The organism is Nostoc sp. UHCC 0870 (assembly GCF_022063185.1).
In the GTDB taxonomy this organism is placed as follows: domain Bacteria; phylum Cyanobacteriota; class Cyanobacteriia; order Cyanobacteriales; family Nostocaceae; genus Trichormus.
On sequence record NZ_CP091913.1, the window covers coordinates 3,568,494 to 3,581,218 of the forward strand.

At 40.7% G+C, this 12,725-nt stretch carries 11 protein-coding genes; 3 read left to right on the forward strand and 8 right to left on the reverse strand.

The annotated features are described in order from the left end of the window. Nucleotides 1-156 precede the first annotated feature (156 nt). Complete coding sequence (locus L6494_RS15065; RefSeq protein WP_237988519.1) at nt 157-1,353, forward strand: GAF domain-containing protein; 1,197 nt, start codon at nt 157-159, stop codon at nt 1,351-1,353. Beyond that, nucleotides 1,353-1,769, forward strand: coding sequence for a response regulator (locus L6494_RS15070; RefSeq protein ID WP_237988520.1), 417 nt, complete (start codon nt 1,353-1,355; stop codon nt 1,767-1,769). Before L6494_RS15065 ends, L6494_RS15070 begins: the two co-directional genes overlap by 1 nt. Nucleotides 1,770-1,841: 72 nt before the next feature. On the opposite strand, the gene L6494_RS15075 is transcribed toward L6494_RS15070, so the two are convergent. The 3 genes from L6494_RS15075 to L6494_RS15085 all read right to left on the reverse strand — a co-directional run bounded on the left by L6494_RS15075 (nt 1,842) and on the right by L6494_RS15085 (nt 6,032). Continuing rightward, nucleotides 1,842-3,641, reverse strand: a complete 1,800-nt coding sequence (locus L6494_RS15075) for a WD40 repeat domain-containing protein (protein ID WP_237988521.1) — start codon at nt 3,639-3,641, stop codon at nt 1,842-1,844. Nucleotides 3,642-3,680: 39 nt separating this feature from the next. Beyond that, entirely contained in the window at nt 3,681-4,643 is a 963-nt protein-coding gene (locus tag L6494_RS15080) for a hypothetical protein (protein WP_237988522.1), read from the reverse strand. A 438-nt stretch (nt 4,644-5,081) separates the two neighbouring features. Next, on the reverse strand, nt 5,082-6,032 hold the full coding sequence (locus L6494_RS15085) for an RpoD/SigA family RNA polymerase sigma factor (protein WP_237988523.1): 951 nt from the start codon (nt 6,030-6,032) through the stop codon (nt 5,082-5,084). Nucleotides 6,033-6,284: 252 nt separating this feature from the next. On the opposite strand from L6494_RS15085, the gene L6494_RS15090 reads away from it, so the two are divergent. Next, nucleotides 6,285-7,493 carry a DUF4336 domain-containing protein gene (locus L6494_RS15090; protein WP_237988524.1) on the forward strand — a complete coding sequence of 403 codons (1,209 nt, stop codon included), beginning with the start codon at nt 6,285-6,287 and terminating at the stop codon, nt 7,491-7,493. 132 nt (nt 7,494-7,625) lie between these two features. Here L6494_RS15090 and coaE read toward each other — a convergent pair whose 3' ends face one another. The 5 genes from coaE to L6494_RS15115 form a co-directional block, all read right to left on the reverse strand. Further along, a complete protein-coding gene (gene coaE, locus L6494_RS15095; RefSeq protein ID WP_237988525.1) occupies nt 7,626-8,240 on the reverse strand; it encodes a dephospho-CoA kinase in 615 nt (204 codons plus the stop codon). 67 nt (nt 8,241-8,307) lie between these two features. Continuing rightward, a complete protein-coding gene (cobA, locus tag L6494_RS15100; protein WP_237988526.1) occupies nt 8,308-9,858 on the reverse strand; it encodes a uroporphyrinogen-III C-methyltransferase in 1,551 nt (516 codons plus the stop codon). A 250-nt stretch (nt 9,859-10,108) separates the two neighbouring features. Then, nucleotides 10,109-10,576 carry a tetratricopeptide repeat protein gene (locus L6494_RS15105; RefSeq protein WP_237988527.1) on the reverse strand — a complete coding sequence of 156 codons (468 nt, stop codon included), beginning with the start codon at nt 10,574-10,576 and terminating at the stop codon, nt 10,109-10,111. Between the two features lie 4 nt (nt 10,577-10,580). Beyond that, entirely contained in the window at nt 10,581-11,537 is a 957-nt protein-coding gene (locus tag L6494_RS15110; RefSeq protein ID WP_237988528.1) for a homogentisate phytyltransferase, read from the reverse strand. Nucleotides 11,538-11,713: 176 nt separating this feature from the next. After that, nucleotides 11,714-12,556, reverse strand: coding sequence for a methyltransferase domain-containing protein (locus L6494_RS15115; protein ID WP_237988529.1), 843 nt, complete (start codon nt 12,554-12,556; stop codon nt 11,714-11,716). Nucleotides 12,557-12,725: the final 169 nt, after the last annotated feature.

Genomic DNA, 12,725 nt, shown 5'->3' on the forward strand with positions numbered 1-12,725 from the left:
CTGGGTTTATACTTAAAAGATATCAGGAATTTAACGTTTAAGTAAGTATTTTTACTGTAGTTTTAAGTGCTACTATCTATATATTCTTGATCATATTCTTTTAAGATACCAAATTAAACCCGATCATTAACTGCAAATATGTACAGATATTAAGCCATGTCTTTTCAAGTAACAGATGTATTAGAAGCAGGGCGTATATATAGAAGCATAGGCAAAATACCTATTGATTTATTGCGTGTAGAGGTTTATCGTGCTTGGGAAAGATCACATCTTCAAGGAGCTAACCCTCACGCTTTACAAGCAGAAAAACTTTCAGTCTTGGATACGGAACGTTTAGTAGAGTCAAATACCTATTTAATTAATGCGGCTCGTCCTTATTTCCGCATATTATCACAAGCGGTTGGCAGAGAACGTCATGCGGTAATGTTAAGCAATCATCATGCCATCTTATTAGATGTAGTTGGCGATGAGCAAACGATACATGGGACAGAAGGATTTCCTGTACCCGGAACTCTGCTGTCAGAAGCAGTAGCTGGTGCTAATGGTATCGGTACACCACTAGCGGAAGAAAATTATACAGAAATTGTGGCAGCAGAACATTTTATTGAGGGGTTTCATCCTTTTAGTTGTCAGGGAACGCCTCTGCGTAATGATCAAGGGGAAATTGTCGGAGTCTTAAGTATTTCTGCACGTAGTCCAGATGTAAGACAACGGCTTAAAGAGATACTAATTTGTGCTTCCCAAGGTATTGAAGCAGAATTTTTGGTAGCCAACCTCGAAAAAGATGTTCGTCATGTCCTAGAATCTCATGCCGATGACTATCAACCATTAGAAAATCTGCGTCAGGACATTATCCAAGCGCATCAAGCAACTCGCTTACAACTAGAAATTGTATCTCGAATGGTAGTCGCTAATCGTATAGATTATGCAATGCAATTGCTTCAGCAGGCTGAAAAATCAATTCAATTATTTCGCCGCCGTGCTACATTTTGGCGCAACTTAGCATCTTTGGAACGTGATGTACCTAAACCTTTGTCACTCACCGATGTCATCTGTAATTTAGTTGATTTGCTATCGACTGAGGCCACAATTCGTAAGGTTGAAGTTGTTTTGTGCTTGACAGAGCCAATTATAGTAGTGGCTGATTTAAACAATCTTCTACGGAAACTATTGCGCTATTTTCTGCAAGCTTTTGAGATTGCAAATCAAGGCGGTACAGTAGCAGTAGAAGTAAATAAGATACCGAATTCTGAATTGGTAGAAGTGGCTTTTAAACCAATTCCAGTATTCAATATTTCTCAATTAGATATTGCTCCTTGTACTTTTACTATACCAAGAGAGGAAAAAAGGTGATGCAATCTAAGAATTTAAGTGGGCGCAAAGTGCTGATTGCTGATGATGACGATGATAGCCGAACTCTGCTAGGTTTTTTACTTGAACAAGAGAACTGGGAAGTTATAGAAGCGCGCGATGGCAAAGAAGCTGTAGAAAAAGTGCTGCAAGAGAAACCCGATTTACTTATTTTAGATTACAGAATGCCTGAGTTAACAGGAACTGAAGTGTGTCAACATCTCATGTTAACAGGAATTAATTTGGTAACTGTGTTAGTTACAGCCCATAGACATATAGAGGAATTAACCTCATCTGTGGGTACTTCTTATTTTGTGAGTAAACCCTATGATATTGTAGAATTACTTAACACCATTGAGTCTGCATACGAAAAATCTCTAACTCAGAATAATCATCAACTTTGTCCTAGGATTGGCTAGGAGATGCTAACAACCAGCATTTTGACCATATGCTTTATCTCTGCGCTTTGAGAGAAAGAATTAAGTTGCTAACTATTTATTATTGATTTGCGGCTGCCAAATTTTGATTGTTTTGTCTTTACTGCTACTCACTAGGATTTGCTTAAGAGGGCTGGTGGCGATCGCTAAAATCCAGTCAGAATGTCCAGAAAGGGTACGGAGCAATTCGCCGGTGTGCCAATCCCAAATTTTGATTTTATTGTCAAGACTTCCACTAACTAAGGTTTGTGGATCACTACCCAAACTCAGAGTCACAACCCGTGAAGTATGACCGACTAGGGTATGCAGGAGTTCGGTTTTTCGCCAATTCCAAATTTTAATTGTCTTATCCCAACTAGCACTGGCGAGTGTTTTACCGTCCCGGCTAAAGATCACCGATCGCACCGCGTCTTTGTGTTGTGCGATCGCACAGATGAGTTTCCCTGTATGCAAATCCCAAACCTTGATGGTTTTATCAAGTCCTCCAGTCGCAAAAGTCTTCCCATCAGGACTGATCGCTACAGAGAAAACCCGACCCTCATGTCCATGAATTGTATGCAGCAGCTTGTCTGTATATAAGTTCCAAATTTTGATGCTACCATCTTCATTGCCACTGACGAGGATCTGTCCATCATGACTGATAGCAACTGACCAAACAGCACCGGAATTGGTATTGATTGTCCTCATCAGTTCAAAGGTTTGAAAATTCCAAATCTTTATCGTCTGATCTCCACTCCCACTAGCAAGAGTTTGCCCATCTGTGCTGAGAGCGATCGCCCTGACCGTATCGTTATGTCCTATAAGTGTGAATATAATCTCTTTAGTATTTAAATTCCAAACATTAATAGTTTTATCTGCACTAGCACTAACTAAAGTCTGCCCATTTTTGCTGAGTGCAACAGACCATACAGAATCTGAATGACCAGTTAAAGTTTTGGTCGGAGTAATATTTTTGGGAGTAAAAAGAGGATTTCTTGTCGGAATAGAATTGGGAACTTTTGGGACATCACCAGCAAATGGTGCGACTTTAAGAAAGTAGTAACCGATAAGTATTAATGTGAGTAGGAAAACATTGCTGGCTATGATTCCTAGTATCAAAGCCGATTTACCAGAGAAGTTAGCAGCTGCTTTGTGACGATCTTTTACGTTAGTTCTAGCTAGGAGTATCTGTTGATAATCTTCTGCTGAGGGCATTACTAATGGCAAGTCATTCTGGATAATCGTGTTATGAGTAGTTTCATGAGCATAGACGACACCCTGCATTCCTGAAGGTGTTGTTTTCTGTCTGGTAGTATAAAATAAATTCCGATCAGCAATTGAATTATCTTGTATTTTTTCCTCAACCGCAAAAACAAACAAATTGATTAATTCTCCCTGATGAAGGGCAATCTGGCTTTGCTCAATCATATCTCTAGGAATCTTTACCCCAGTACAGGCAGGTTGATAACTCCACAAGTCGGGGATGACCAAGTTTTCTAAAGAAACAGGAAGATTTTGCCTATCCATGAGCCTGACTGGCCCGGTGCATAAGCAAATAAAAATATTTTCGAGTTGTGAAGGCTGTAGTTGACCTGCTAAATAATAACAAACAAAGTAGGGAACATCACTGCGGCCAAAATCATCTAGTCCATCGTTATATAACCAACCAAACAAGCTCTGCTCTGAGGTTAGCTGATATAGATAAGCCGCTCGATAACCAGCACTGGGAGGATTATAGGAATCCCAATACTGATAAACTACCTGTTCGATGAAGGCTTGCTTAATTTCCGTGGGAATCTCTCTACTCACCACGGTTTTAAATCCCACGACAGGAAAGCTGGTATGTACAAGTTGACCTAGGCGCAAAGAGTCCATACTAATCTAGAAAAGCCTCTGGAGTATGAGTTGGCGACTTCAATTTTGTGGAGGAGTGTTTGGTGATGCTTCTGTTGTCGGCATTTGTTGGGGAACAAGTGTCAATCGATTGAAGGCAAAGAAAAGTGACGCGATCGCCCCAAGTAAAGTTACACCAACTAAAGACATGATTAAAATAGACCTGTGGTTTTTTGCTGGTAATATCTCAGCAGTGGATAAGCTCTGGGTTGAGTTACTCGCTACATCTGGTTGTGATGAAACATTGTCAGCATGATGGAGATGTGATAATAGCCAGAGGAGTGGAGTCGCCGCACCTTTAGCCATGAGACGAGAAACACCTTTTATAGAAACAATAGGTATAGCTGAATAGAATATTTGATGCGTGGCTTTCACAGTATCAAGGTAAGTAATCAGTGGTTGCAGGTTTTGCTCAATTTTTAGCTGGGTGGCTGGATTGAGTTCCAGCAAGTCGCACTTAGTTAAAATTAGTGCAAAAGCATATTTTATATTATACTTGTAGACCACAGAGGCGATCGCGGCTACTTGATTGTAAATGTCCTCAATTGACCGTAGATAATCTTGATCCTGTATCAGAGAATTGGCATTAATAAATACACAGCAACCATTAGAAGTAAGTATCATTTCTTGAAATTCAGGATTATTAATATTACAGGACTCCCCAGGAACATCCCACCAGCGAAAATGACACACTGTTTTTACACCCTCTGGACTTTGAGTTTTCAAACTAAAGTTAAAATTAGTGATTTTTATGGTGGCGGGTGGATATAGATTGGTGCGAGCAACATGGTTTTTAATCTTTTCCAGGTTTGCTTGTACATCGTTATCTTGACAATCGAACCACAACTGCTGAGAATTGTCTGCGTGATTATCAGGATGTAATTCTGCGTAGCTACCAGCTAGAAAAACTGTTTTGCCTACTCCTCGTTGACCAATACTTAACAGGCTAAATGTTTCTGGGGTAGTTGTAGGTAATAAGTTCATATCATCACCGTATCTGTAACAGCTCTGTAATTTGTCGTGATGTGGCAATCTTTGCGGTAGCAACATAGCAATACAGGCAGTGACTACAAGTGCCTTCTCCGATAGTCATTACCCAAAAGCTAGATAAAGATAGGATTGCTATAGTGATCCTAAACCATTTGCGACCCATAAAAAGGCTGAAAATCTGATAAATACGTAGTTTTAATGTGAAGATAGTAACTAAGAAATAAGTTTTAATTTATACATATAGATGAATAGCTTTGAATTATTTGGATAGGCGATCGCCATTTTTTATAAATCAGTCTAAATGTCTGTGTGTGACTTTAACCATAAGTTTACGGGAGTAGTAAGTTTATGGTTTCAAATCACTTGGACAAGTTTAGTTGACGTTACCGGGAACGTTCTCACCCCTAATGGGGTGAGCTAATCACATCTCTTTCAGGAAGAAAGATACTGCTCAATGGATGGTTGTTGACGACGTAGAGCAGTCATTGCTTGTTGCTGAATTTGACGAACTCGCTCTCGACTGACATTTAGCTTCTCACCAATCTGAGCTAAACTTCGTTCTTGATTATCCAACAATCCAAAACGTAAAATTAATACTTCGCGCTGCACGGGTTTGAGTGATGCTAATAAATCACTTAAGTCCTGGCGCAACATTTCTTGGGTGATCTGGTCATTTGGTGATATACCCTCATCCGCTAGAAGTTCACTCAGTTCTGTATCTTGGTTATCCCCCACTTTTAAATCTAGAGAAATTGTCCCACTAGCAGCACGCAGATATTCTCGAATTTGGCTAGCTTCTAAGTCCAATTTCTGAGCAATTTCTGCAACAGTAGCACGGCGACCCAGTGATTGAAACAATTCTCGCTGTACTTTTTTAATTTGATTTAATTTCTCGTTAACATGAATCGGTAGCCTCACCGTGCGTGATTTTTCAGCGATCGCCCTGGTGATTGCTTGACTAATCCACCAGTATGCGTATGTTGATAACTTATAGCCTCGGTTGGGATCAAACTTTTCGATCCCTCTTTGTAAACCTATTGCTCCTTCTTGAACCAAATCCAGAAACTCCAGATTGCGACGCTGGTATTTTTTAGCAACCGAAACCACTAGCCGCAGATTGGCTGTGATCATCTTTTGCTTGGCTCGTTGACCAATCTGAAGTATTTGATTTACTTCAGTTTCGCTTTTATTGACAAGATTCGCTAATTCTGCTACCGTTGGTTCTCGATCCAATTCTTGACTGAGCTGCTGTTTCTGCTGCTCAATGGCAATCATTTGTTGTACTTGCCTGCCATAAGTTATTTCTTGGTCTGATGTTAATAATGGAAACTGACCAATTTCTTGCAAATATACGCGAACCATGTCAGAACTCAGGCTAGACATACAACTTTAATATTTCTCCATAATTAGACGAACTTAAAAGTATAAATCAAATAAACCCATATATTTTCTAAAACCTGATAATTCAGGTTTAGCAATACACTGGGGAAAACTCCTTGAGGAAATCTTCGGGTAAGACGTGGGGCTACTGTCGCTTCCAGCTTCATGTAATACACAAGCGTAGACAGGCCGTTTGTTTTCCCAAAGCACATATACTAAGAGTTGGAGTTTTAGGAACTGGGAGGGAGTCGCGGAGTGAGTGATGATGAACTTGCAAATATCTTAGAACAGATAAATCCAAAAGACTTTACTTGGTCTTTCTGGTTCACTTTGCCACTCTATCCATACAGTAAGCGGCGAACACTGCGTCAAGAAATTATTAAAGACACAATCTGGACTTTTGACCAGATGCAGGGCATTTTCTACGTTATCGTCCCCATTCGGATGACGGTTGTCAAACTAGATGAAGGGGGACTTTTTGTATATGCACCCGTCGCCCCAACTCCCGAATGTATCAGGCTAGTCAATGAACTAGTGGCAGAACACGGAGATGTCAAATATATCATTCTGCCGACTATTTCCGGTTTAGAACATAAAGTCTTCGTTGGCCCCTTTGCCAGATGCTTTCCCCATGCACAGGTGTTTGTTGCTCCGAATCAATGGAGTTTTCCCCTAAATTTACCCCTGAGTTGGCTAGGTTTACCTCCTAAACGCACTTATATACTGCCAGCAGATAGTAGCCAAACTCCCTTTGCTGACCAGTTCGACTATGCGATATTAGATACAATTGACCTTGGCTCTGGTAAATTTGCAGAAGTGGCATTTTTACATAAGCGATCGCATACTCTATTAGTAACAGATTCAATCATTTCTGTCCCGGAAAATCCCCCAGCAATTATCCAGTTAGATCCATACGCCTTACTATTTCACGCCAAAGATCAAGCCGCAGATATAGTTGTCGATAATCAAGCCAACCGCCGCAAAGGATGGCATCGCATCACCCTATTTGCTTTGTATTTTCGCCCAAGCGCGTTAGAAGTACCCTCTTGGGGTGGTGTATTACGAGATGCCTTTACAGCCCCAGAAAAGTCATATAAAGCTTATTTTGGGTTATTTCCCTTTAAGTGGCGGCATGATTGGCAACGTTCATTTGATGCTTTGCAAGGAAATGGACGTTTATTTGTCGCACCTATATTACAGACATTGATTCTCAACCGCGCACCGAGAGAAACTATCAACTGGGCTAATAAAGTTGCCAGTTGGGACTTTCGGTGGATTATTCCCTGTCATTTTGATGCACCAATCAAAGCCGAACCCCAACAGTTTCGCCAAGCCTTTTCATTTTTAGAAAAACAGCCTGCTGTCAGCCCAGGTTTACCAGAGGAAGACTTTAAACTGCTGAGGGAAATTGATGCAGGTCTATATAAAAGCGGTATTGTTCCCCAAGCACAAGAGAAAGTATAGAGAGTGGGGATTGGAGACAAGGTAGACAAAGGGGATAAAACTAATTGATTATAGCGGTTCTTGCTTTCGTGAGGTACAAGAACCCCACCCCCAACCCCCTCCCCGCAAGCGAGGAGGGGGCTATTATATACCTCATGGGGTGTAAGGTGTAGGAGAAGAGACAGCCTTATTTTTGACTAAATCTACTTGTTTTAGTAAATCTGCTAAATTACCGGAATTATCTAAGACAACATCAGCACGGGAGGCTTTTTCTGCTAGGGATAATTGACTATTTATTCGGGCTTTTGCCTGTTCTGGAGTTAATTGATTACGTTCAATTAATCTTTGTAATTGCGCTGATTCCGAACAAAACACCACCCAGATTTCTGTCACCAAATTAGTCATCTGAGCTTCAAATAACAAAGGGATGACTAATACTATTGTAGACGCAGAAGATTCAGCAATTGCCTTGAGAAAGCGATCGCGCACATAAGGGTGAATAATACTATCTATCCATTGACGTTCTGCGGGATGAGAAAAAATAATTTCCCCCAACTGGGAACGGTTGAGACTACCATCGGGGAGTAAAATTTCTTGACCGTAACGCTGTGCGATCGCATCTAAAATAGGTGAACCGATAGATACTGCATCCCTAGCATAGATATCTGCATCCAAAATCGGTAAATCATATACATTCGCCAAATAATTAGCTACAGTAGTTTTACCTGTAGCAATACCCCCGGTTAAGCCAATAATGCGCTTTGTCATTAGTTATTAGTTATTGACAATTTCTCCCTTCCCTCATCTCCTCTGCGCCTCTGCGTCTCTGCGTGACTTAAAACTTCTCTACCCATTTAATTAAAGCTTGACTTAAACCATCCAATGTATATTCTTCAGCCTCGACATCGACACGTCCTAAAAAAGCATGACAAGTTTTTGAGGTTTGAGGGCCAATGGAAGCAATACAAACTCCCCTTAAAGCATTAGCAACATTGCTAGTAAACATACTGTCTACCAATTGATAGAAAAATTGTACAGTTTTAGAACTAGCAAAGGTAATCACATCTACCTCGCCATTTTTTAACGCAAATTCTGCGGCTGGTGCGATACTACTGGGACAACAAGATTGATAAGCAGCAACTTCAATTACTTCCGCACCTTTAGCTGTTAGTTCCTTAACTAAAACTTCTCTACCACCGCTTTCCACCCTAGGAAATAAAAGCTTTTTCCCTTGTAGTGCTTCAGGAAAGTTTTCTACTAAAGAATCAGCAACAAAATTGGGGGGGATAAAATCGGGTTGGAGTCCTTGCTGTTGCAGACTTTGAGCAGTTTTCTCCCCAACTACAGCAATTTTTACCCCAGCTAAAGCGCGACTATCTTTCCCTTGGACTTTCAACCTATCAAAGAAATAATCTACCCCATTGGTGGAAGTCAGGATTAACCAGTGAAAATCAGATAAATTATTGATTGCCCTATCTAATGCTACCCAACTAGAAGGAGGGCCGACTTCTAAAGCTGGCATTTCGATGACTTTAGCACCAAAGGAGGTGAGGCGATCGCTAAATTGACTCGATTGTCCAATAGAACGCGTAACTAAAATAGTTTTACCAGTAAAAGGTAGGTTGTGAGACATAGCGGTAGTTGAATGCTTTAAAGATATTGTCTCAGGTTGTAGGAAATTACGTAGCCCCACCACTTCCCCAATCACGATGACTGCTGGTGAAAGCGATAAACCAGCCGTTTGTTCTATAATATTGCCCAGTTGACCAGCCCAAATCTGTTGATTAGGAGTTCCTGCCCATCGGATAATAGCTATGGGTGTTAATTGCGATTTCCCGTATCTGACTAACTGATGTACAATTTCCCGCAGGTTTTTTCCACCCATCAAGATTACTAGTGTGTCTAACCGTGACAACGCCTCCCAATCTAAAGCTTCTGGTTCGTGGCCTGTCAACACTGCAAAACAACGACTTAAAACAGCATCTGTTAAGGGAATCCCCGCTAACAAAGGTGCAGCCAACGCTGAAGATATTCCTGGTATAACTGCAAATTCACATCCCAAAGCCTTTAAAGCTTCAATTTCTGAAGTACACCGTCCGAAAATAAACGGATCACCTGATTTTAGCCTGACGACTTGTTTACCCGCTTGACAGTGCTTGATGAGTAACTGATTAATTTCACCCTGGGGTGTGCTAGGTTTTCCGCCACGTTTCCCCACATCCAACTTTAAGCAATCAGGTGGTACACACTCTAATAATTGTTCATCAACTAGGGCATCGTAGATTAAAACCTCAGCCACGGCCAACAGATGATAAGCTTTTACCGTCAGGTAAGCCACATCACCTAACCCTGCACCTACAAGATAAACTTTACCTGTCTTATTCATTAGCCATTAGACCTCTTGCATATAGCGGTTCTCGCTTTAGTGAGGTAGAAGAACCCCACCCCCAACCCCCTCCCCGCAGGCAAGGAGGGGGCTATGATATACCTCATGTGATTAGGAAAAGCTATAAATGCTGAAGCTGTCATGTTGAGCAAAGCGAAACATCTCAAAGATTCTACATTTCATTCAGAATGACACATCTCATTTTCGGACTTTTGCAAGAGGTCTATTAGTTATTAGCCATTAGTTTCAACTAAGTTGATTTAGCACTCATTTTTTCTAAAACTTGACTAATCTTTGCAGCTTTTTGAGGTTGACGCTGTTTTTGGAATAGTTCTTGAGATTTTCTGAGATTAATTGTGGCTTCTTCCTGTTGATTTTGCTGCATCAAAATATTAGCTAAACGTAGATAAGCGTCAGGATTTTTCGGACTACGTTGAATTACTTCTTGGTATAGTTCTGTCGCTTCTGTCATTTTGGCTTGCGCTTTTAAAACATCACCCAAGAATAAGCGCACGACATCATTAGTAGAGTTGATATTAATCACTTTCCGAAAAGCTGCTTCTGCACCTGGATAATCTTTTTGTTGAGAAAGATTAACGCCTTGTTGGAATAAATTGGCGGTAATTAAAGTTTTACCAGCAAAATAAATCAGTAATAAAATTCCAATAGCAACTACAATAATTGCCAAGATATCATTTATTTGCAAATTATCTAACATAATTTTAAGCTAAAAGACAAGCAACGGGGAACATTAAGTATTCTAAGAAAAATAGCTTCCAGATGAATTGATAAAATTGAGCGATCGCGCTTTTATCTTGTAAGTCTACGGCTAAACTCCGCACCCACATCCAACACAATGCAACTAAATGGGTGATGACTAAAAATGCTGGGTTAATTGACTCTACACGCAACACCCCAACTATCACCATACCTAAGTAGCAAATTGTGATTACCCACAGAGCCAAATTAAATACAGCCTGTGAGCCTAATTGAATCGTAAAGGTAGTGATATTGTAGAGGCGATCGCCTTCCATATCGGGAATATCTTTAAAAATAGCGATCGCAAAGGTAAACACCAAAATAAATAATGTTAATACCCATACTGGCAAAGGAATCGAGGGAGTTTTCTGTAGTACCCAATTAAAGTGCAGGAACAACCCTAAGTTAACAATAGTCCCCCGCACAGAAAAAATGCACAGTGCAGCCCAAAATGGAAATTGTTTTAAACGAATCGGCGGTAAAGAATAAGCTGTACCAATGGCTAAACTCAAAACCACCATACCAAATAAATAAGGGCCATTGAACCATGCTAAAACCAGGGCTAAAATCCCCATAAGCATCACGATTATTTGCCCTTGTTTCTGGGTAAACTCTCCTGAAGCTAAGGGGAGATGAGGCTTATTAATTTTGTCAATCTCAATATCTTCTAGTTGATTTAGCCCCACAATATAAACGTTGCCACATAAACAAGCAATCCATGCACCCACAACAGGCATGATTTGAGTTACAGCAAAACCTGTAGAACTAATTGCCACAGCGACTAAGTATAAACCCAATGCACTTAAACTTGTACCGATAATTGTGTGGGGGCGAGAAAACTTCCAAAAAGCATAAAGCCACTGCAAAGGGGATGGTAATGATTTACGCTGCGAAGGACTGTTTTGAGAACTCTGAGTCATGAGTAGCTGGGATAAGTAGATATTCTGGCTAACTATTCATCCATTGTCACAGAATTTGGGGAGCAGAGAGTAGAGAGAAAGGATACAAGTGGACACAAGGGAGAATTTTTCACCTGTAACCTGTAACCTGTAACCTGTAACCTGTAACCTGTAACCTGTAACCTGTAACCTGTCACCTACTTATTCCCACACAGTAACCCAAACTTAATCAACCCACGCTCATAACCGCGACGCATCAAACCCAGGGATAGCGCACCTTGAATGGTAGTCCAACCAGCACGCAATAAGCCGAATATTGCTTGGGGAGTAATGGCGGAATCTATCACTATGTTCCAAAATTGGGCAACGGCCTGCGACCAGTCAGCAGTGCGAATATTGTTTAATGGTAATTGACGTGCGATCGCTTCATACTCAGGTAAAGAAATTACATAGGGCAAACAATACACTTGATAAATATCCTGCAAGTGTTTTTGTTCATCTGCTGATAGAGGTAATTCATCAGTAGGGCGATGACACCATGTAACCATAATGAATTTACCACCAGGTTTTAACACCCTGTAGCACTCTTGCATAAACTTGGTTTTATCTGGCATATGTTCACCACTTTCCAGCGACCACACCAAGTCAAAAGTATTATCATCAAAAGGCATTGCTTGAGCATTTGCCACAAGAAACTTACTTTTAGCACTCAACCCTTTTTCTTTAGCTCGTTCCGTGGCTCTAGCCGCTTGTACTGGACTCAAAGTAATCCCTGTAGCCTGAGCCTGAAACTTTTCTGCTAAGTAGAGAGAACTACCACCTATACCACAGCCTACATCTAAAATGTTTTCTGCTGTCTCTACCCCTGCCCAACTTAGCAGTTCTTCGATTAAATCTATTTGCGCTTGACGACGGTCTTTTTTTTCAGTCCCATTCACACCGTAATAGCCGTGGTGCATATGTTCGCCCCAAATCTGTTCCCACAGACCAGAGGACGCATCGTAAAATTCCTGGATTCGCTGGTAAAGTGTTGCACTCATGAAGAAAGCAGTGTTAAGACAAAGTTGAATTTAAAAAAACATATTCGTAGGCTACCATGTGTGTTTTTAATTAAATAAGAAAGTTTTTCTTTCCTGGGAGGGTTGATGAACTTTACTCTCTCAGGAAACATTTATTGATTAAGTTCCTGTCTTACTTGATACAGCAGTA